We start from the raw sequence: 20,925 nt of genomic DNA on the forward strand, positions 1-20,925 counted from the left end.
CGCCATGTCCATCGCCCCGCCTTTGATGAAGCACAAACCCGGTCAAGCTGACAGAGCCGTTCACGCTGACAGAGCCGTTCACGCTGAGCTTGTCGAAGCGCCGCGCAAGGCTTCGACAGGCTCAGCCCGAACGGCTCTGCCACTCGACGAAGCCCCCTTCGTCCCGCCGCGCTGGCGCTGGGTGCGCAAGCACCCGACGCTGATCATCGGCGCGCTGCTGCTGATCGCCGTGGCCGCGCTCTCCATCGCCGCGCCCTGGATTGCCACGCACGACCCGCAGGACATCGACCCGCTCGCGCGCATGCAGGTGCCATCGGCCGAGCACTGGTTCGGCACCGATGCGCTGGGCCGCGACGTGTTCAGCCGCGCGGTGTGGGGCGGGCAGGTGTCGATGATCGTCGGCGCCTCGGTCGCGGTGCTGGCGACGGTGTTCGGCGTGTTGATCGGCCTGTTCGCCGGCTTCGTTCGCTGGGCCGACGGGCCGGTGATGCGGGTGATGGACGGGCTCATGGCCATTCCCGGCATCCTGCTGGCCATCGCGCTCATGGCGGTAACGCGCGCGAGCCTCACGACGGTGATCGTGGCCATCACCGTGCCCGAGATTCCGCGCGTGGTGCGGCTGGTGCGCTCGCTGGCGCTCACGCTGCGGGAGCAGCTGTACGTGGAGGCCGCGCATGCCGTGGGCACGCGGCTGCCGGTCATCCTGTTTCGCCACGTGCTGCCCAACATGGTGGCGCCGCTGATAGTGCAATCCACCTTCGTCGCGGCCGCCGCGGTGCTCACCGAAGCCGCCCTCTCCTTCCTCGGCGTGGGCGTGCCCGCGCAGACGCCCAGCTGGGGCAACATGATGGCCGAGGGCCGCAACTTCGTGGCGGTGGCGTTCCACATCATCCTGTACCCGGGGCTGCTGCTGGCGGCGACGGTGCTGGCGATCAACCTGCTGGGCGACGGCTTGCGCGATGCGCTCGATCCGCGTCTCGCGCGGCAACTGTGAGCAAGCCATGAAGCCCATGTCTCACATGTCCCACGTCGCCCTCGCCCCCGGCGAGCCCCTGCTCGAAGTCGACAACCTGCGCACGCACTTCCACACGTTGAACGGCGTGGTGCGCTCGGTCGATGGCGTCTCGTACACGGTGCGCGCGGGCCGCACGCTCGGCGTGGTGGGCGAGTCGGGCTGCGGCAAGAGCGTGACCGCGCTCTCGATCCTGCGGCTCGTGCCCACGCCGCCCGGGCGCCACATGGGCGCCGTGCGCCTGCGCGGCACCGACCTCATGCAGCTGAGCGAGCGCGAGATGCGGCAGATCCGCGGCAACCGCATCTCGATGATCTTCCAGGAGCCGATGACCTCGCTGAACCCGGTGCTCACCGTGGGCCGCCAGATCGCAGAGACGGTGCAGCTGCACCAGAAGGCCAGCCGCGCCGAGGCGATGCAGCGCGCGGTCGAGATGCTGCGCGTGGTGCAGATCCCCGAGCCCGAGCGGCGCGTGAACGAGTACCCGCACCAGCTCTCAGGCGGCATGCGGCAGCGCGTGATGATCGCGCTGGCCCTCGCGTGCAACCCCGAGGTGCTGATCGCGGACGAGCCGACGACGGCGCTGGACGTGACGATCCAGGCGCAGATCCTCGACCTCATCCGCCGGCTGCAGAAGGAGCTGGGCATGGGCGTGGTGATGATCACGCACGACCTGGGCGTGGTGGCCGAGAGCTGCGACCGCGTGGTGGTGATGTATGCCGGCAAGAAGGTCGAGGAGGCCGACGTGATCGACCTGTTCGACCGGCCGCTGCACCCCTACACCCGCGCGCTGATGGCCTCGATGCCCGCGATGAACACGGCGAGCGCGCGGCTCACCGAGATTCCGGGGCTGGTGCCGGCCGCGCACGAACTGGGACGCGGCTGCGCGTTCGCCGCGCGCTGCAGCCATGCGCGCGAGCGCTGCCGCGCCGAGACGCCGCAGCTCACGCAGCAAGGCGGCGACCATGTGGTGGCGTGCTTTGCCGTCGAAGAACAATGGATCGATGCAACTGACGCCGCCGAGGTGACCGCATGACGACGACCGCAGCCCCGCTGCTCCAGGTGCGCAACCTGCGCAAGCACTACATTTCGCCCAAGCGGTGGCTCCGGCCCGCGAAGCCGCCGATCCAGGCGGTCGATGGGGTTTCGTTCTCGGTCGCGCGCGGCGAAACGCTGTCGCTGGTCGGCGAGTCGGGCTGCGGCAAGACGACGACCGCCAAGTCGGTGATGCGATTGGTCGAGCCGACGTCGGGTTCGGTGTCGCTCGATGGCGAGGAGCTGCTGACGCTCTCGGCCAACGAGATGCGCCTGCGCCGCCGCGAGCTGCAGATCATCTTCCAGGACCCGTATGCCTCGCTGAACCCGCGCCTCACGGCCGGCGACATCGTGGCCGAGCCGCTGCGCAACTTCGGCATGGGCGCGGCGGCCGAGCGGCGCGAGCGCGTGCAGTGGCTCTTCTCGCGCGTGGGCCTCAGGCCTGAGGCCGCGAAGAAATTTCCGCACGAGTTCTCGGGCGGGCAGCGGCAGCGCCTGGGCATCGCGCGCGCACTGGCGCTGAACCCGAAGCTCATCGTCTGCGACGAGCCTGTGTCCGCGCTCGACGTGTCGGTGCAGGCGCAGGTGGTCAACCTCTTGATGGACCTGCAGGCGGAGTTCGGCATCGCGTACCTCTTCGTCGCGCACGACCTCGCGGTGGTGCGGCACATCAGCCACCGTGTGGCGGTGATGTACCTCGGGCACATCGTGGAGATCGCGGACCGGGACACGCTCTTTTCCGCGCCGCTGCATCCGTACACCGAGATCCTGCTGTCCGCCGTGCCCGTGCCGAACCCGCGCACGCCCGCGCGCCGCATGCTGCTGCAGGGCGATCCGCCGAGCCCGGCGAATCCGCCCTCGGGCTGCCGCTTCCACACGCGCTGTCCGATGGCGCAGGCTGTGTGCAAGGAGAAGGTGCCCGAGTTGAGCGAGCGCCCGTCATCTTCGAATGGTGGCAGCAGCACGCACCTGGTCGCCTGTCACTTCCGTTGAATTGCCACGGATTTCCGCTGAAGAAAGAACCTCACCGATGACCGACAAGACACCCCACTACGACCTGCTGATCCGCGGCGGCACCGTGATCGACGGCACCAAGGCGCCGCGCTTCGATGCCGACGTGGGCATCACCGGCGGCCGTATCGCCGCCATCGGAAAGCTCGCGGGCCACACGGCCGACCGGACGCTGGACGCCACGGGCCGCATCGTCGCGCCGGGCTTCATCGACTCGCACACGCACGACGACCAGGCCGTGCTCTCGCAGGCGCAGATGCCCTTCAAGGTGTCGCAGGGCGTGACCACGGTGGTGGCGGGCAACTGCGGCATCAGCGCCGCGCCGCTGCGCGTGGACATGGACCTGCCGATGCCGCTGAGCCTGCTCGACACGCCGGCCGAGGGCCGCTTCACCACCTTCGCGGCCTACCTCGATGCGCTGCGCGCCACGCCGTCGTCGGTGAACGTGGCAGCGATGGTGGGGCACTCGACGCTGCGCGCGGTGGTCATGTCGGACCTGGACCGCCCCGCGAACGACGCCGAGATCGCCGCGATGCAGGCGCTGGTCGAAGAGGCGATGCAGGCAGGCGCCATCGGCCTGTCGACCGGCACCTTCTATCCGCCGGCCGTGAAGGCGACGACCGAAGAGATCATCGAAGTCGGCCGCCCGCTCACATCGCGCAAGGCGCTCTACGTGACCCACATGCGCGACGAGAGCGACCGCGTGATGGAATCGCTGGAGGAGACCTTCCACATCGGCCGCGCGCTCGACATTCCGGTGGTGGTGTCGCACCACAAGGTGCAGAACGCGCAGAACTTCGGCAAGACGAAGGTGACGCTGCCTTTCATCAAGGAGGCGATGCAGCACCAGTGCATCGGCCTGGACTGCTACCCGTACACCGCGGGCTCCACCATGATCCGCACCGACCGCGGGATGATGGACGGCCGCGTGCTCATCGCCTCGAGCGTGCCGCACCCCGAGTGCGCGGGCCGCGACCTGAAGGACATCGCGGCCGAATGGGGCGTCTCGGGCGAAGAGGCGGCACAGCGCCTGCAGCCGGGCAGCGCGATCTATTTCATGATGGACGAGGACGACGTGCAGCGCATCCTCGCGTTCGACGACACCATGATCGGCTCGGACGGCATCCCGCTCGGCGAGAAGCCGCATCCGCGCCTGTGGGGCACCTTCCCGCGCGTGCTCGGGCACTACAGCCGCGACGTGGGTTTGTTTCCGCTGGAGACGGCGGTGTGGAAGATGACGGGTCTCACCGCGCGCAACTTCGGCCTGCACGAGCGCGGCACGCTCAAGCCGGGCCACCATGCGGACGTGGTGATCTTCAACGCGGCCACGGTGCGCGACACCGCGAACTACGAAACACCGACGCAGCCGGCCGAAGGCATCGATGCGGTGATCGTGAATGGCGCCCTCACCTGGCAGCACGGCGTGCACAGCGGTGCGCGCAACGGGCAGGTGATCGTGCGTCAGTCCTGAAGGGGGAAATTTTCAGGGCGCGTACACAGGCCACCGGGTACTCCCCTCCGCGAATGTCCCCCGGCCTGCGGCCTCCTCCTTGATTTCGCTGCGGGGAGCATCCGATGCCCTGCGTACCTGGACGTGCTGCTGGTGTTTCGCTGATCAACGGCCGCTGCGCATAGCGAGCACGCCGACGGGGTGCCTTGCGCAGCGAAATCAAGAAGGAGGGGCGAAGCCCCGGGGGACATTCGCGGAGCAAGGTGCCCCGTCGGTGTGATCGCCGCCCCGAAAGCAGCCGATATCTCAGTCGGGGGCGTTCATCACGCGATCGAACTCTTCGTCCGCGGGAACGTTGTCCGCATCCAGCTCGCTGGCATCGGTGAGATCGATGCCGGTTTCTTCCGAGAGGTCGTCGGTGACGTCGCTGTCGGTTTCCTCGAAATCGTCGGCTGGCGTGTTGTCGTCATCGTCTTCGGATGGCGAGGCGGCGCGCGCGGTGGCGTCGACGTGATTCATGATCGGCTCCTCGGCAGATGAATGCTGTACGGCCCCCTATGGTGCGCCTGTTTCGGCCGTTCCGGTTCATCCGCGCGGAGGCGTCGGTGTCGGAAAGTTTCCCGACTTGCCCTCTCCCCGACGATGCGGGCCTGCGTCGTCAGTCCTTGTGGACGTGGCCGGTTTCGCCATGGCCCGCGTCGTGGCCATGGTCATGTCCGTGCTCGCCGTGCGCGAGCCGGCTCACCAGCGTGACCAGCACGATGCCCGCGACCAGCCACAGCACCTGCGCGGCGGTCTGGCGGGCGGGCAAACGTTTTTGCAATTGTGGAATCAGGTCGGCCAGCGCGACGTAGACGAAGCTGCTGCCGGCCAGCACCAGGAAGTACGGCAGCCAGCTGTGCAGCTGGTCGACCAGCCACCAGCCGGCGATGCCGCCCAGCATGGTCATGGTGCCGGCGAGCGACACCTTCACGAGCGCCACGCGCTGGTTGGCCGAACTCTGGCGCAGCACCACGAGGTCGCCGATGTGGTGCGGCACTTCGTGCGCGAGCACCGCCAGCGCCGCCACGAGGCCCAGGCGAATGTCGGCGACGAACGCGGAAGCGATGAGGATGCCGTCGCCGAAGCAGTGCACGCTGTCGCCGGTGAGAACGGCCCAGCTGCCGCCGCCCTTGGGGGCATGGTCGTGATGGTTGTGCCCGTGATCGTGGCCATGGTCGTGGCCCTTGTGCGCATCCGCCCCTTCGGGGGTGTTGCCATGGTGGTGCTCGTGCCCGTGGTGCCAGAGCTCCGCCTTGTCGAGCAGGAAGAAGAACACGAGGCCGAACAACAGCACCGCGAACAGCAGCGCCGGCTCGATGCGGCTCTCGAAGGCCTCGGGCAAGAGGTGCATGAAGGCGGTGGCCAGCAGCGCACCGGCCGCCAGGCTCAACAGGTGCTGCGGATTCACCCCGCCCGAGCCGCTGCGCACGCCCACGCGCAGCAGCAGGGCCGCCAGCCAGACGCTTCCGATGCCGGCGACCAGGGTCGCGGCGATGATGACTATCAAATTCATAGCTGCTTGCGCAAGAGGAGCGGTCGTGAGGACCGCATACCGTTCATAAAAAGGAAAAGGCCGTCACACAGGACGGCCTTCGGCGGGGTGGCTACAAAGCGCCGTCGTCAGGCGACGCCATTGGCTTTGAACCAGGCGGTGGCGCGCTGCCATCCGTCGTCTGCTGCGCTCTTCACGTAGCTCGGGCGGTAATCGGCATGGAACGCGTGGCCTGCTTCGGGGTACACGACGAAGCTCGATGCCTTGGCCGCAGGAGTCCCATTGGCCAGAGCAGCTTTCATCTTATCAACCGTGTCAAGGGGGATGCCCTGGTCTTTTCCGCCATAGAGGCCGAGCACCGGCGCCTGCAGGCTGGCGGCGATGTCGATGGGGTGCTTGGGCGTCAGGTCGCTGGCCTGCCCGACCAGCCGGCCGTACCAGGCCACGCCGGCCTTGACCTTGCCGGTCGCGGCGTAAAGCCACACGATGCGCCCGCCCCAGCAGAAGCCCGTGATGCCGGCCTTGCCGGTGTCGCCGCCGTTGGCCTTGGCATAGGCCAGCGCGCCGTCCAGGTCGGCGATGACCTGCGCATCGGGCACCTTGCTGACGATGTCGGCCTGCAGCTTCGGAATGTCGGTGTAGCCGCGCGGATCGCCCTGGCGCGCATAGAGCTCGGGCGCGATGGCAAGGTAGCCCAGCTTGGCGAAGCGGCGGCAGGTGTCGGCGATGTATTCGTGCACGCCGAAGATTTCCTGGATCACCAGGATCACCGGCAGGCCGGTCTTGCCGGCCGGTGCCGCCGCATAGGCGGGCACCTCGAAGCCGTTGACGGTGTACTTGATCGGGCCGGCCTTCAGGCCCTCGGCCGAGGTGCTGATGGCGGTCTGCGCCATCACCGGCATCACGGCGGCTGCGTAGCCGACGCCGATGGCCGCCTTCAGGGCGGTGCGGCGCGTGGCGCCCTGCTCGGTGCTGTCGCCGGGGCGAAGCGAATCGAAGTCGGAACGGCTGTCGTCGAGTGGGGACATCGGAGGGGCTCCAGTTGAATCGTCGGACAAAGGGCGTCGCGCGAAAAAACGCACGCCGCAATGTAGGCGAAATCGGCCGGGCGCCTCTATGACCGGAAATTCAGTGGGGTCGGGGCGATGCGCCGTACGCCCCATGCGCCCCATACGCCCCATAGGCCCGATTGGCCAATGCGGCCGCCAGCACCTGCGCCGGATCGACCAGCCTCAGCCCGGCCACCGCAGCCGAGCCCTGCAGCCCCAGCGGCACCTCGGTGCAGCCCATGATGATGGTGACGGGCCCATGCCGCTCGGCCAGCCGCAGCGCGACCTCGGAGAAGCACTGCTCGGCCAGCGGCATGTTGCCGGCCTTCACCCCGTCGAAGATGCCGCGCATGATGGTCTGGCGCTCGTTGGCCAGCGGCACGTGGCAGGCCAGGCCCGCTTCGGCCAGCGCCTCTTCGTAGAGACGCACGCGGTAGGTGCCCTCGGTCGCCATCAGCGCCACATCTGTCGCGCCCTGCGCGGCCAGTTGCTGCGCGGTCTCGCGCGCCATGTGCAGCAGCTCGACCTGCGGAAAGCGCTCCTGCAGGTTCGCATGCCAGGCATGCGCGGTGTTGCAGGCGATGGCCACGGCGCGGCTGCCGAGCGCGGCCAGCCGGCCCAGCGCCTGCAGCATCGGCTCCAGCGGCTGGTGCGCGCCGCTCGCGTCCGAGGCCAGCGCGCCGGTGCGGTCGGGCACCGGCACCTGCGCGAGCCAGTGTTCGGGAAAGGACTGGTCGCGCACCGGCTCGCCGCGCGCCCGCATCTGTTGCGCACAGGCCTGCACGAAGAGCCGGACGAAGTCGGCGCCCGCCGCGGGGCCCATGCCCCCCAAGATGCCAACTACGTTTGTCGAGACCATGTCTTTCTCTGTTTCAGGAATACCGCGGAACCGGCTTTGCCGGGCCGCAGGTATTGCCCCCGGCAGGGGGTGGGCGAAGCGACACGAAGTGCGCGTAGCCTGGGGGCGAGCTCAGGTTGCTGGCTTGTCGCTGAAGGCCTTGAGGTTTTCCTTCAGCTGATCGCTCATCGGCAGGTTCAACGGCACGTTCTTCGGCGGAATCGGCTGCATGAACCACTTGGTGTAGAGCTTCTCGAACTCGCCGCTCTTCATCATGCTGGTGAAGGTGTCGTCCACCAGCTTCTTGAAGGCCGGGTCGTCCTTGGGCAGCATGCAGGCGTAGGGCTCGACCTGCAGCGACTCGCCCACCACTTCGTAGTCGGCCGGGTTCTTGGAGTTGGCGATCAGGCCGAACAGCAGGATGTCGTCCATCGCGAAGGCGACGGCGCGGTCGCTCTCCACCAGGAGGAACGCATCGGCGTGGTCCTTGCCGAGCACGATGTCCATACCGAGGTTCTTCTCGGTGTTGTACTTGCGCATGACCAGCGCGTTGGTGGTGCCGGTGGTGCTGGCCACGGTCTTCTTGGCGAGGTCGGCGTAGTCCTTGATCTTGGAGGACTTCTTCGTCAGGAGGCGCGTGCCGGTGTAGAAGTGATTGACCGCGAAGGCCACGTCCTTGCCGCGCGCGCTGTTGTTGGTGGTGGAGCCGCACTCCAGGTCGACGGTGCCGTTGGTGATCAGCGGAATGCGGTTCTGCGAGGTGACCGCCATCAGCGAGACCTGCAGGTTGGGCTTGTTCAGCTTCTTCTTGACCGCTTCGACCACGGCGTTGGAGAGCTCCACCGAAAACCCGATCGGCTTGTTGGGGCCGTCCAGGTAGCTGAAGGGCACCGACGATTCGCGGTAGGCGAGCGTGATCTTGCCGGACTCGGCAATCTTGGCGAGCGTGTCGGCGGCTTGCGCGCCGGTGGCGGTAAAGAGCACCGCGGCAGCCATGGATGCCATCAAGACGGAGAGTTTCATTCGAGCCTTCATTCGGTTGGATTGAACAGAGAAGCGCAGTGTAAGAAGGAGTGACACGTCGCGACAATTCCAAATAACCCCGGGGTCATGCCCAAAGGTTATGGGCGGGGGTTCTTTTGGCATTTCCGGCCGGCGCGGGGCGCCTCTACAGTCGCTGGCCCCCTCCTTTTTCTGTCTTCACTTCATTCCCGGAAAGTTGCCTTCATGCATGTGTGTGTGCTCGGTGCCGGCATCGTGGGCCTGGCCACCGCCTGGCAGCTCGAACGCCGGGGCCACCAGGTCACGGTGATCGATCGCGCGGCGCCCGGCGCGGGCGCGAGCGGCGGCAATGGCGCGCAGCTGAGCTACTCGTATGTGCAGCCGCTGGCCGATCCGTCGATCTGGCGGCAGTTGCCCAAGCTCCTGCTCTCGCCCAGTTCGCCGCTCAAGCTGCGGCCGCAGCTCGATCCGCTGCAATGGCGCTGGGGCATGGGATTTCTTGCGGCGTGCAATGCGCAAACCTCGCGCGACACCACCGCCAGGCTGCTGGCGCTGGCCGCATCGAGCCGCACCGAGTTCGAGGCGATGCAGGCGGACATCGCGCCCGACTGCGACTTCTCGGCCACCGGCAAGCTGGTGCTGTATGCGAGCGCGGCTTCGCTCGAGGGCGCGCGTGCGCAGCTCGAACTGCAGCGCACCATGGGCAGCGCGCAGCGCATCGTCGCGCCCGACGAGTGCATCGCCATCGAGCCCGCCCTTGCGGGCTATCGCGGCCAGATGGCCGGCGCGGTCTACACGCCCAGCGAGTGCGCGGCCGATTGCCTGAAGGTGTGCGCCGAGCTGATGCGCGCGCTGCAGGCGCGCGGCGTGCGCTTTCTGCTCGGCACCGACGTGCACGGCTTTGCGCGCAACGGCGCGCGGGTGGCCGCGGTGAATTCGAGCGAGGGCGACATCGAGGCCGATGCCTTCGTGATGGCGCTGGGCTCGGCCTCGCACAAGCTCGGCCGCGCGCTGGGCGCGTACCTGCCGGTGTATCCGCTCAAGGGCTACAGCATCACGGTGGAGGTCGATCTCTCGCCGGGCGCCGCGCCCCGCGTGAACGTGACCGACAGCGCCCGCAAGGTGGTGTTCGCGCGCATCGGCTCGCGCCTGCGCGTCGCAGGCATGGCCGAGCTGGTGGGGCACGACGCGAGCATTCCGGCGACGCGCATCGAAACGCTGGCGGCCGCCACGCGCGCGGTTTTCCCGCATGCGAGCCGGCTCGAAGCGCTGCACCCGTGGACCGGCATGCGCCCTGCCACGCCGAAGGGGCTGCCGATCATCGGGCGGCTGCCCAGCGCGCCGCCCAACATGCTGTTCAACACCGGCCACGGCGCGCTGGGTTTCACGCTGGCCTTCGGCTCGGCGCTGAAGATCGGCCAGGCCCTGCAGGCCTGAACCGACCTTCTCAGTTGCTGGAGACCAGCTTCAGCCCGATGACGCCCGCCAGGATGAGCGCGATGCACAAGAGGCGCATCGGCGCGGCCGAGTCGCCCATCACCAGCACGCCGACGATCGCGGTGCCGGCCGCGCCGATGCCGGTCCAGACCGCATAGCCCGTGCCCATCGGCAAGGTGCGCATCGAGAGCGACAGCAGCACCACGCTCGAGAGGCCCGCGCCGACCGTGAACAGCGCCGGCACCAGCCGCGTGAAGCCTTCGGACGATTTCATCGCGAAGGCGAACACGATCTCCAGAAGCCCGGCGACGCCGAGCAATGCCCAGGCCATGGCTCAGGCCTCGGCCGCGGCAGCCACCGTGGCCGCGGGCGTCGAGCGGAACGTGACGCCGAAGCGGTTGAAGGCGTTCATGAGGCCGATCGCGTAGGTGAGGTCGGCCAGTTCCTTGTCGCCGAACTCGGCGGAGGCGGCTTCGTAGTCGGTGTCCGGCACGCCCGTCTCGGCGACGCGCGTCACGGTCTCCGCCCAGGCGAGCGCCGCGCGTTCGCGTGCGCTGAACACCGCGCCCGCGTCGTGCCACACGGGCACCAGCACGAGCTTGTCGACCGCGAGGCCGGACTTGAGCAGGTCGCGCGAATGCATGTCGATGCAGTAGGCGCAGCCGTTGATCTGCGACACCCGCAGGTAGACGAGATCGACCAGTTGCTTGGGAAGGCCGCTTTTCTGGACGGCGACGTACACGCCGCCGAAGGTCTTGTAGACGTCGGGCGAGATCTTGGCGTAGTCGATGCGATGGCTCATGGGGAGTCCTTGTGTGTGCTGGTTGAGAAGGACTCTATCGTCGAAGATCTTGGTCCAGTCCAGAAGAGCCAAGAATGGCATTCGGTTCTAGGCCATGATTTCCCGGCTCACATCAAGGCCAGGATGCGCTTGCCCAGTTTCTCGGCGGTGGCCCGGGAGTCGATGTTCGTGAAGTTGACGAGCAATGCGGAGGGGCCCTTGCCGATCTGCTGCCACTCCGACAGCGCCTCGGCGAAGAGGCCGTCTTCCCGCATGCGCAGCATGAGCTTGCGGTCCGACTGGCGACCCGTGAGCCGCAGGATGAGGTGCATGCCGCCGGGCAGCGCATCGATCTTCACGTGCTTGCCGAGCACCTTCTCCAGACCCGCCTTGGTGGCCTCGCGACGCTCGGCGTAGAGCTTGCGCATGCGCTGGATGTGGCGCGCGAAGTGGCCCTCCTTGATGAAGGCCGTGACGATGGACTGCGTGAGCTCGGGGCTGCCGCCCGCGAAGGTCTGGATGATCTGCTCGAAGCGCTCGACCTGCGCCTGCGGTACCACCAGATAGGCCAGCCGCAGGCTCGGAAAGAGCACCTTGCTGAAGGTGCCCGCGTAGAGCACGCGCCCGTCGCGGTCCAGGCTCTTGAGCGCGGGCAGCGGACGGCTCACGTAGCGGTACTCGCCGTCGTAGTCGTCCTCCACGATCCATGCGTCGTTGCGCCCCGCCCAGTCCAGCAGTGCCAGGCGCCGCTGCAAGGAGAGCGACACGCCCAGCGGGCTCTGGTGCGCCGGCGTGACCACCGCCATGCGCGCGCGCGGCGCCGACCGGATGCCCTCGGCAATGACCATGCCGTCCGCATCCACCGGCACCGGAACGGTCGCGATGTGCATCTGCGCGAGCAGTTCGCGCGTGGGCGGATAGCCCGGGTCCTCGAGCCACACGCGGTCTCCCGCCTTGAGCAGCGCGAGGCCGACGAGCTCGATGGAGTGGCGGTATCCCGAAGTCACGAACACCTGCGACGCCGTGCAGTGGATGCCGCGCGACATCTGCAGGTAGGCGGCGATTTCCGCGCGCAGCATCGGCTGGCCGAAGACCGAGGGGTGCGTCATGTCGGACGGCTGCATGGCGCGCGCGCACCGCGCCCCGAGGCGGGCCCAGATCTTCCGGGGAAATTCGTCGAGCGCGGGCAAGCCCATCTGGAACGGAAGGATCGAGTACGGGCGAAAGCCGATCGAGGACGTCCCGCTGTCGATCACGGGCGGCGGGGTGGCCACGGGCGTGCGGGGTTTGAGGCCCGGCGTGACGATGGTGCCGGCCTGGCCGCGGGCCTGGATGTAGCCCTCGGCCGCCAGCAGCGAGTACGCGGTCTCGATGGTGCCCCTGGCCAGGCCCAGCTCCTTCGTCAGCGCGCGCGCCGACGGAATCCGGTCGCCCGGCTTGAGCAATCCGCCGGCGATGGCGCTGCGAAAGCGCTCGTAGATCTGGCGGTAGTAAGGCTCGGCCGCCGTGGGGTCCAGTGGCGAGATGGGAGTGGTCTTGCCGGGGTTCGTCATGCCGGATTATGGATCAGTCCCAATCTTCATTCATGGCTCTATGAGATAGGCCATGCGTTTCCTAGACTGCCTTCTTTCACAAGCATCCGAAGTGGTCACCATGAAGATCCTGCATGTCGTCTGCAGCCCCCGCGGGGAAGCCTCCGAGAGCTTCAGGCTCTCCCGAAAAATCGTCGCGCGCCTGATGGGCCGCGAGCCGGCCGCCACGGTGGTGAACCGGGTGATCGGCGGCAACGCCCTGCCCCACATCGACGCGAACTACGCGCTCGGCCAGCATTCGGCCACGGCCGAGATCGCGCAGGACGGGGCCGTGGCCCTGTCCGACGAACTGATCCGGGAGCTGGAAGATTCGGATGCCCTGGTCATCGGAACGCCGATGCACAACCTGGGCGTGCCTTCGGCGCTGAAGGCGTGGATCGATCACGTCGTTCGCGCGCGCCGCACCTTCAGCACGGGCCCGGGCGGCAAGGTCGGCACGTTGCGCGACCGGCCGGTGTTCATCGCCGTGGCGTCCGGCGGGAGTTTTTCTGGCGAGTACGCGCGGCAGCCGGATTTCCTCACGCCGTACCTCACAGTCATCCTGGCCCAGGTCGGCCTGAAGGACCTGCACTTCTTCTCCGTCCAGGGTACGGGGCTGGGGCCGGAGATCCTCGCGAAGTCGAGGATGCTCGCAGACGAGGCGCTTCAAGCGTATTTCTTGCCGCGCGCCTAGCGCCCGCTAAAGCGTTTCCTGGATCGCCTGCTGCATGCAGCGCGTGATGCCGCGCACCGCCACCGAATCGGGCCGGCCGGTGAAGCGCAGCGCGCGCACCGGCACCGGGATGTGCGGCTCGAGCGTGAGCACGTCGACCTTCTCGCGGTCCGCCGAGCGCGCCGTGCAGCCATCGACCAGCGCCACGCCCAGGCCGTGGTGCGCCATGGCCAGTGCCGCGTGGTAGGTCTGCACCGTCACCACCGCCTGCTGGAAGCCGACGCCGGCCTGCCGGCAGGCCTGGCTCAGGCTCGTGCCGACGGGGTCGCGGCTGTCCAGGCCGATCACCGGCCGGTCGACCAGGTCGTGCAGCGCCACCGAGCCGTTGCGCACCAGCGCGCGCGGCAGCATGCCCTTGGGCGCGATGCACACCATGCGGCTGTCGGCCAGCGTCTCCTGCGTGAGCGAGGGGTGCACCGCGGGGCTGAAAACGAAGCCCACGTCGGCCTCCTGCAAGAGCAGCGCCGACATGATCTGCGGCGAATGCAGCGACTCGACGGTGATCGCATAGCCCGGGTGTTTTTCGCGGAACGCCTTGAGCGCGTGCGGCAATATCTCGTAGCTCAGCGCGAGCACGCTCAGGATGCGCAGTTCGCCCGTGTCGCTGCCGGCCTTGAGGTTGGCGGCCAGCCGCTGCACCTCGTCCAGTTGCGCGAACAGGCGCTCGATGTGCGGATACAGCGTGAGCGCCTCGGTGGTCGGCGAGAGCCGCCCCTTGGCGCGCTGGAACAGCGGAAAGCCCAGCTGCAGCTCGGCATGCTGCAGCGTGCGGCTGACCGCAGGCTGCGTGATGTTGATGAGCCGCGCGGCCGCGCTCACGCTGCCCGTGAGCATGATCGCGTTGAAGACCTCGATGTGACGCAGCCGCATGAAGGGGCCGGCAGGGTCAGTTGCCGGTCTTGCCGCGTGCGATGTCCATCACCATGCGGGTGGCCAGGTACAGGCGCGGCTCGATGGAGTCGACCAGCACGTATTCGGCATCGGCCGAGTGCGCACCGAACCCCTGCAGGCCGAAGCGCTCCACGACGGGCGCCTTGGTCTTGAGCGAGGCGAAGGCGGCATCGGTGCCGCCGCCGGCGGCCTTGTCGTCGGCGCCGAGCGGGCGGCCCAGCTCGTCCTTGTAGATGCCCTGCGCATGCTTGGCGAACGCGATCGAGGCGGGGGTCGCTTCGAGCGGCGGACGGCGGCGCTCGAACTTCAGCTCGACCTTGGCCTCGGGAATCAGCTGCTTCTTCACGCGCTCGTTGACCTGCTGCTCGATGCGGTCGTAGTCGGCCACCCTGAGCACGCGCACGTCGGCGCCCGCGGTCGCCGAGGCCGGGATCACGTTGCGGTTGGTGCCCGACTTGGAAATGGTCCAGTTCATCTTCAGGCCCGTTGTCGGGTCGGAAAGGTCGCGCATCTGCAGGATCTGGTGCGACAGCTCGTAGAGCGCGTTCACGCCCAGCTCCGGCGCGGAGCCCGCGTGCGAGGCCTTGCCGGTGACGTGCAGCGTGACCGAGGCGATGCCCGCGGTGGCCAGCGAGAGCTTGTCGTCCTTGATGGAGGCGCCCTCGAACGACATCACCGCATCGTGCTCGCCGCCCATGCGCGTGATGAGCGCACGTGCGCCGGGCGAGCTGATTTCCTCGTCGCCGTTGATGAGCACGGTGAGCGTGCCGTACTCCTTGAACTTGAGCGCCTGCAGCATCGCGACGGTGTGCGTGATGACCGCCACGCCCTGCTTGTCGTCGGCGATGCCCAGGCCGTAGGCCTTGTCGCCCTCGACGCGGAATGGCTGCTTGTTGAGCATGCCCACGGTGTAGACCGTGTCCATGTGCGCGATGAGCAAAATTTTCTTCTTGCCCGTGCCCTTGAAGGTGGCGCGCACCACGCGGCCGATTTTCTCGGGCGTGTCTTCCATGCGGTAGGCCTCGGCGCTCGGATCGATCAGTTCGACCTCGCCGCCCAGGGCCTTGAACTTCGCGGCAATGAGGTCGGAGATCTTCTCCAGGCCTTCGAGGTCGCGGCTGCCCGATTCGATGGAGACCAGCTCTTTCAACGTATCGAGCAGCGCGGGCTTTTCTTTGGCGGCGAGCGCGGCGACGCGGGCATCGGGGGCGGCGAAGGCGGTGCCGAGAAAGGCGGCGCAAACGGCGGCGAGCAGGAATTGGCGGGGCTGGATTTTCATGGGCGTGATTTTTCTTTCGTTCGTTGTCTCTTGTCGATGACGCGGGGGATCAATGGGCGCTCGGTGCGCCCTCAATGCGCTTTGTCCCAATTGGGACCGATGCCGATCTCGGCGAGCAGCGGCACCTTCAGCGCCGCCACGCCGGCCATCAGGCGCGGGATTTCGGTGCGCACCCATTCGACCTCGGCCTCGGGCACTTCGAACACCAGTTCGTCGTGCACCTGCATGATCATCTTGGTGGCGCGCTTCTCTTCGTCAAGCACGTTCTGTACCTTGACCATGCTCAGCTTGATGAGGTCGGCCGCCGTACCCTGCATCGGCGCGTTGATGGCTTGTCGTTCCGCTGCCTTCTTGCGAGGGCCATTCCCACCATTGATTTCACTGAGATAGAGGCGCCGGCCGAACACGGTTTCAACGTAGCCATGCTCACGCGCAAACTCCACCGTCTCATCCATGTACACCTTCACGCCTGGATAGCGCGCGAAGTAGCGTTCGATGTAAGCGGCCGCGGCCTTGGTCTCGATGCCCAGGTTCTTCGCGAGGCCGAAGCTGCTCATGCCGTAGATGAGGCCGAAGTTGATGACCTTCGCATAGCGGCGCTGCTCGCTGGAGACCTGGTCGGGCGTGGACCCGAACACCTCGGCGGCGGTCGCGCGGTGCACGTCGATGCCTTCGGTGAAGGCGCGCAGCAGCGTCTCGTCGCCGCTGATGTGGGCCATGATGCGCAGCTCGATCTGCGAGTAGTCGGCGCTCGCGATCACGCTGCCCGCCGGTGCCACGAATGCCTCGCGAACGCGGCGGCCTTCGGGCGTTCGGATCGGGATGTTCTGCAGGTTCGGGTCGTTGCTGCTCAGGCGCCCCGTGACGGCCACGGCCTGCGCGTAGTGCGTGTGGACGCGGCCGGTGCGCGGGTTGGCCAGCTGGCCGAGCTTGTCGGTGTAGGTGCCCTTGAGTTTGGAGAGGCCGCGGTGCTCCAGGATCTTGGCGGGGAGCGGATAGTCCTCCGCCAGTTTCTCCAGCACTTCTTCGTCGGTGCTGGGCGCGCCGCTCGGCGTTTTCTTGACCACCGGCAGGCCCAGCTTGGTGAAGAAGATCTCGCCGATCTGCTTGGGCGAACCGAGGTTGAACGGCTGCCCCGCGATCTCGTAGGCCTCCTGCTCCAGCGCCATGATGCGCGTGCCCAGTTCGTGGCTCTGCGCGGCGAGCGTGGCGCTGTCGATCATCACGCCGTTGCGCTCCACGCGGTAGAGCGCCTCGCTCGAATCCATCTCGAGCTGGTAGACGTAGCGCAGCTTCTCGTTGGCTTCGAGCTGGGGCCACAGGGTGCGATGCACGTCCAGGGTCTGGTCGCTGTCCTCGCACGAGTATTCGGCGGCCTTGGCGATATCGACCTGGCTGAAGGAAATCTGGTGCGCGCCCTTGCCGCAGAGGTCTTCATACGAGATGCCGCTGCGCCCCAGGTGGCGCTCGGCCAGGCTCGCGAGGCCGTGCGGCTTGTGCACCTCGAGCACGTAGCTCTGCAGCATGGTGTCGTGCGCGTAGCCCTCAACCTCGATGCCGTGGTTGGCGAACACATGGCGGTCGTACTTGATGTGCTGGCCGAGCTTTTTCTTCTCGGCGTTCTCGAGCCAGGGCTTGAGCTTGGCGAGCACCTCGTCAATGGGCAACTGCGCGGGCGCGTCGGGGTAGTTGTGCGTGAGCGGGATGTAGGCGGCCTCGCCCGGCTCGACGCTGAAGCTCACGCCGACGATCTGCGCGACCATTTCGTCGAGCGAGGTGGTCTCGGTGTCGATGGCCGCGAGCTCGGCGGCTTCGAGCCGCGCGAGCCAGCCGTCGAACTGTTCCCAGGTGGTGATCGTGTCGTACTTGAGGTTGCTCGCGGGCGCGGCGGCATCGAGCGCGCTCAGGTCCGAAGGCTCGTCGAACAGGCCGCCTTGATCGGTGTTGGCCTTGGCGGCCTTCTTCTTGATGTTTTCCTCGATCAGCTCGGGCGGCACTTCCTGCGCTTCGAGCGACTTGACGAGGCTCTTGAAGCCGAACTTCTCGTAGAAGGGCTTGAGCTCGCCGGTCTGCGGCGCGCCGACGGGCAGGCCTTCGAGGGATGGCAGCCCCACGACATGGCCGTCGAGGTCGCAGTCGGTGCGGATGGTGACGAGCCTGCGGCTCAGCGGCAGCTTGTCCAGCGCCTTGCGCAGGTTCTCGCCGGCGGCGCCCTTCACTTCGGCGGCGCGTTCGACCAGCGCATCGAGCGAGCCGTATTCGAGCAGCCATTTGGCGGCGGTCTTCGGGCCGACCTTCTCGACGCCGGGCACGTTGTCGACCGTATCGCCGACCAGCGTCTGGTAGTCGACCATGAGGTTCGGCGGCACGCCGAACTCGGCCGTCACGCCGGCCACGTCGCGCTTCTTGCCGTTCATCGTGTCGATGATGGTGATGTGCTCGTCCACCAGCTGGCTCAGGTCCTTGTCGCCGCTGGAGACGATCACCTCGACGCCCTGGGCGGCGGCGATCTTGGCGAGCGTGCCGATCACGTCGTCGGCCTCCACGTCGGGCACGCTGAGCACCGGCCAGCCCAGGAGCTTCACCACTTCGTGGATGGGGTCGATCTGGCTGCGGAGGTCGTCCGGCATCGGCGAGCGGTTGGCCTTGTACTCGGGGTACCAGTCGTCGCGAAAGGTCTTGCCGGGCGCATCGAAGATGCAGGCCGCGTAGTCGGCGCGCACCTCGCGGCGCAGCGCCGTCATCATGTTGATCATTCCCCGGATGGCGCCGGTGGCGGGGCTCTTCGAATCGCCGGGCACGGCGCGCAGGTCAGGCATGGCGTGGAAGGCCCGGTACAGGTAGCTCGAGCCATCGACGAGCAGCAGCGTTTTCTTGTCGGTCATCGGGCCATTTTGCCGTGCCCGGACCGGCGCGCAGAACCACGACGCCATGCGCTGCGCGCCGACACCCCTGGCGCGAGGGCGCGCCTACAATCAAGGCATGCCTAGCTCCACACTCCTGATCGCCCGCCGCATCCTGCTGGCGCTGGCCTTTGCAGCCCCCTTCGCCGCCGTGCACGCGCAAACCGCGCCCGCTGCCACCCCGGCCCCGGCGGAGCCGCTACAAAATCAGGAGCAGGCCGACGGCCGGCGCAACCAGAAGGTCGAGCACATCCACACCGAAGACAGCGGCGCCTCGGTCGACGAGGTGCGCTATGGCGGCCGCACGCAGAGCATCAACGTCAAGCCCAAGTCGAACATGCCGGGCTACGAAGTGCTGCCCAACGACGCCGGCACCGCCCGCGGGAACGACACGAACTCCACCGGCACCGGCGCCCGCGTGTGGAACGTGATGAAGTTCTGACCGTGCCGCAGCCGCTCCCGTCCACCGCATTCCCGGCTCGTCGCTGAGCACCCCCTCATGGCAGTTTTTACCGAAGTGCAATTCGGCGAGGCAGACGCGCTCGTCCAGCGCCTTGGCATGGGCGCGCTGCGCGACCTGCGCGGCATCGAGGGCGGCATCGAGAACACCAACTACTTCGCGACCACCGAGTCCGGCGAGTTCGTGCTCACGCTGTTCGAGCGTCTGAACGCCGAGCAGCTGCCTTACTACCTTTGCCTCATGAAGCACCTGGCCGCCCGCGGCCTGCCGGTGCCCGAGCCCGTGGCCGACCCGGCCGTGCAAGCCCCCAAGGGCCATGCGCTGACGGTTCCCGCCAATGCGCCCTGCGAGCTGCTGCACATCGTGGCGGGCAAGCCGGCGGCGCTGGTGCAGCGCCTGTCGGGCCACAGCGAGCTCGCACCGACCGCGGCGCACTGCGCCGAACTGGGCGAGATGCTGGCGCGCATGCACATCGCCGCGCGCGACTTCCCGCGCATCCAGCCGAACCTGCGCGGCCTCGCATGGTGGAACGAGACCGTGCCGGTGGTGCTGCCCTACATCGACGAGCCGCAGGCCGCGCTCTTGCGCGCCGAGCTCGCCTACCAGAACCACATCGCCGAATCGTCGGCCTACGCGGCGCTGCCGCGCGGGCCGGTGCATGCCGACATGTTCCGCGACAACGTGATGTTCGCGACCGGCGACGAAGCGGGTTCCGCACCGCGCCTGACCGGCGTGTTCGACTTCTACTTCGCCGGCACCGACACCTGGCTCTTCGACCTCTCGGTGTGCCTGAACGACTGGGCCATCGACCTGGCCACCGGCGTGCACCACGCCGAACGTGCCGATGCCCTGCTCTCGGCCTACGAAACCGTGCGCCCGCTGAACGCCTCCGAGCGCGCCCTGCTGCCCGCGATGCTGCGCGCCGCGGCGCTGCGCTTCTGGATCTCGCGCCTGTGGGACTTCCACCTGCCGCGCGAGGCCAGCATGCTCAAGCCCCACGACCCCACGCACTTCGAGCGCGTGCTGCGCGAGCGCGCCACCCATCCGCATGCCATGGCGCAGGCCCTCGAGCCGCTCATGGCCGCATGATCCGCAACCCATGAAACTCAACCTCGTGCCGGCGCGAACCGGCGCCGCCTGGGTCCGCTCCGGACTCAAGACCTTCTGGCGGCAGCCGCTCGCCTTCATCTCGCTGTTCTTCCTGCTGATGGCGGTGATCTCGACGGTGTCGGTGCTGCCGCTCATCGGCAGCATCGTCGCGCCGGTGTTCCTGCCCTTCATGACGCTGGGCCTGATGGTGGCGACCTCGGTGGCCTACGACGACAACGCCGACGGCGTCGGCAATGCCGGCACCCTGGGCGATGCGCAGCGGCCCACGGGCTCCGCGATGTTCGTGGCCGTGTTCGGCGCCATGCGCGCGGAGTGGCGCTCGCTGGTGGTGCTGGGCGTGATCTCGGCCATCTATTTCGTGTTCGCGGTGATGGTCACCGCGCTGGTCGACGGCGGGCAGCTCATGCGCGCCTACCTGCTGGACGACGCGATCACACCCGAGGTGATGGCCAGCAGCGATTTCCAGCTCGCCCGCGTGCTCCTGATGTGCCTGAACCTGCCGCTGTCGCTGGCCATGTGGCATGCGCCGGCACTGGTGCACTGGCACCGCGTGGAGCCGGTCAAGAGCATCTTCTTCAGCATCGTCGCGCTGTTCCGCAACTTCGGCGCCTACGCGCTCTTCGTGCTCTCGTGGTTCGGTGTGTTCCTCTTGGCCGGCATCGCGATGGGCCTGGTCGCCACCGTGCTGGTGGGCGTCGGCGCGCTGGGCGCGGGCGGCGCGGCCGTGGCGGTCGGCAACATCCTGATGATCGGCACGGCGCTGGTGCTGGCAGCCATGTCGCTGAGCTCGACCTGGTTCACCTTCCGCGACAGCTTCGATCCGAACTGA

Annotated in this window: 20 protein-coding genes; 9 read left to right on the top strand and 11 right to left on the bottom strand. The window is 67.8% G+C overall.

Annotated elements, in window-relative coordinates:
• Positions 1-4: 4 nt before the first annotated feature.
• The 4 genes from JC881_RS23355 to JC881_RS23370 are packed head-to-tail and all read left to right on the top strand — an operon-like array spanning position 5 to position 4,529.
• Positions 5-994: an ABC transporter permease gene (locus tag JC881_RS23355; RefSeq protein WP_233101993.1), complete on the top strand. Its 990-nt coding sequence runs from the start codon at positions 5-7 to the stop codon at positions 992-994.
• 16 nt (positions 995-1,010) lie between these two features.
• Positions 1,011-2,048, top strand: a complete 1,038-nt coding sequence (locus JC881_RS23360; RefSeq protein WP_198788094.1) for an ABC transporter ATP-binding protein — start codon at positions 1,011-1,013, stop codon at positions 2,046-2,048.
• A complete protein-coding gene (locus JC881_RS23365) occupies positions 2,045-3,040 on the top strand; it encodes an ABC transporter ATP-binding protein (RefSeq protein WP_198788096.1) in 996 nt (331 codons plus the stop codon). The genes JC881_RS23360 and JC881_RS23365 overlap by 4 nt, the downstream gene beginning before the upstream one ends.
• 37 nt (positions 3,041-3,077) lie before the next feature.
• Positions 3,078-4,529: an N-acyl-D-amino-acid deacylase family protein gene (locus JC881_RS23370; protein ID WP_198788098.1), complete on the top strand. Its 1,452-nt coding sequence runs from the start codon at positions 3,078-3,080 to the stop codon at positions 4,527-4,529.
• 285 nt (positions 4,530-4,814) lie between these two features.
• On the opposite strand, the gene JC881_RS23375 is transcribed toward JC881_RS23370, so the two are convergent.
• The 5 genes from JC881_RS23375 to JC881_RS23395 all read right to left on the bottom strand — a co-directional run bounded on the left by JC881_RS23375 (position 4,815) and on the right by JC881_RS23395 (position 8,952).
• On the bottom strand, positions 4,815-5,027 hold the full coding sequence (locus JC881_RS23375; protein WP_198788100.1) for a hypothetical protein: 213 nt from the start codon (positions 5,025-5,027) through the stop codon (positions 4,815-4,817).
• Positions 5,028-5,166: 139 nt separating this feature from the next.
• Positions 5,167-6,063, bottom strand: coding sequence for a ZIP family metal transporter (locus JC881_RS23380; protein WP_198788102.1), 897 nt, complete (start codon positions 6,061-6,063; stop codon positions 5,167-5,169).
• A gap of 107 nt (positions 6,064-6,170) precedes the next feature.
• Positions 6,171-7,070, bottom strand: a complete 900-nt coding sequence (locus JC881_RS23385; protein ID WP_198788104.1) for a dienelactone hydrolase family protein — start codon at positions 7,068-7,070, stop codon at positions 6,171-6,173.
• Positions 7,071-7,170: 100 nt separating this feature from the next.
• Entirely contained in the window at positions 7,171-7,950 is a 780-nt protein-coding gene (locus tag JC881_RS23390) for an aspartate/glutamate racemase family protein (protein WP_198788105.1), read from the bottom strand.
• 111 nt (positions 7,951-8,061) lie between these two features.
• Complete coding sequence (locus JC881_RS23395; protein WP_198788107.1) at positions 8,062-8,952, bottom strand: transporter substrate-binding domain-containing protein; 891 nt, start codon at positions 8,950-8,952, stop codon at positions 8,062-8,064.
• Positions 8,953-9,156: 204 nt separating this feature from the next.
• Between JC881_RS23395 and JC881_RS23400 the strand changes: the two genes are divergently transcribed.
• Positions 9,157-10,368 carry a D-amino acid dehydrogenase gene (locus JC881_RS23400; protein ID WP_198788109.1) on the top strand — a complete coding sequence of 404 codons (1,212 nt, stop codon included), beginning with the start codon at positions 9,157-9,159 and terminating at the stop codon, positions 10,366-10,368.
• Positions 10,369-10,378: 10 nt separating this feature from the next.
• Here the strand turns inward: JC881_RS23400 and JC881_RS23405 are convergent, their stop codons facing one another.
• From JC881_RS23405 to pdxR, 3 genes are all read right to left on the bottom strand, one after another.
• Entirely contained in the window at positions 10,379-10,699 is a 321-nt protein-coding gene (locus tag JC881_RS23405; protein ID WP_093434648.1) for a DMT family transporter, read from the bottom strand.
• A gap of 3 nt (positions 10,700-10,702) precedes the next feature.
• Positions 10,703-11,170 (bottom strand): carboxymuconolactone decarboxylase family protein, encoded by a 468-nt coding sequence (locus JC881_RS23410; protein ID WP_198788111.1) that lies wholly within the window; start codon positions 11,168-11,170, stop codon positions 10,703-10,705.
• 107 nt (positions 11,171-11,277) lie between these two features.
• The gene (gene pdxR, locus JC881_RS23415; RefSeq protein ID WP_198788113.1) at positions 11,278-12,702 is read right to left on the bottom strand and encodes a MocR-like pyridoxine biosynthesis transcription factor PdxR; all 1,425 of its coding nucleotides are present in this window, start codon (positions 12,700-12,702) and stop codon (positions 11,278-11,280) included.
• A 100-nt stretch (positions 12,703-12,802) separates the two neighbouring features.
• Here pdxR and JC881_RS23420 point away from each other — a divergent pair, with 100 nt between their 5' ends.
• On the top strand, positions 12,803-13,414 hold the full coding sequence (locus JC881_RS23420) for an FMN-dependent NADH-azoreductase (RefSeq protein WP_233101994.1): 612 nt from the start codon (positions 12,803-12,805) through the stop codon (positions 13,412-13,414).
• 6 nt (positions 13,415-13,420) lie between these two features.
• On the opposite strand, the gene JC881_RS23425 is transcribed toward JC881_RS23420, so the two are convergent.
• From JC881_RS23425 to polA, 3 genes are all read right to left on the bottom strand, one after another.
• Entirely contained in the window at positions 13,421-14,323 is a 903-nt protein-coding gene (locus JC881_RS23425) for a LysR family transcriptional regulator (protein WP_198788117.1), read from the bottom strand.
• Between the two features lie 16 nt (positions 14,324-14,339).
• Positions 14,340-15,623, bottom strand: coding sequence for a M20/M25/M40 family metallo-hydrolase (locus JC881_RS23430; protein WP_198788118.1), 1,284 nt, complete (start codon positions 15,621-15,623; stop codon positions 14,340-14,342).
• 71 nt (positions 15,624-15,694) lie between these two features.
• Positions 15,695-18,508 carry a DNA polymerase I gene (gene polA, locus JC881_RS23435; RefSeq protein ID WP_198788120.1) on the bottom strand — a complete coding sequence of 938 codons (2,814 nt, stop codon included), beginning with the start codon at positions 18,506-18,508 and terminating at the stop codon, positions 15,695-15,697.
• Positions 18,509-18,605: 97 nt separating this feature from the next.
• Here polA and JC881_RS23440 point away from each other — a divergent pair, with 97 nt between their 5' ends.
• Genes JC881_RS23440 through JC881_RS23450 form a run of 3 tightly spaced genes read left to right on the top strand, consistent with a single transcriptional unit; the run spans position 18,606 to position 20,925 of the window.
• A complete protein-coding gene (locus JC881_RS23440) occupies positions 18,606-18,968 on the top strand; it encodes a hypothetical protein (RefSeq protein ID WP_198788122.1) in 363 nt (120 codons plus the stop codon).
• Between the two features lie 57 nt (positions 18,969-19,025).
• Positions 19,026-20,075 (top strand): homoserine kinase, encoded by a 1,050-nt coding sequence (locus tag JC881_RS23445; RefSeq protein ID WP_198788124.1) that lies wholly within the window; start codon positions 19,026-19,028, stop codon positions 20,073-20,075.
• Between the two features lie 10 nt (positions 20,076-20,085).
• Positions 20,086-20,925 (top strand): BPSS1780 family membrane protein, encoded by an 840-nt coding sequence (locus JC881_RS23450; RefSeq protein ID WP_198788126.1) that lies wholly within the window; start codon positions 20,086-20,088, stop codon positions 20,923-20,925.

The sequence above is a fragment of the Variovorax sp. IB41 genome, from assembly GCF_016405905.1.
Classification (GTDB): domain Bacteria; phylum Pseudomonadota; class Gammaproteobacteria; order Burkholderiales; family Burkholderiaceae_C; genus Variovorax.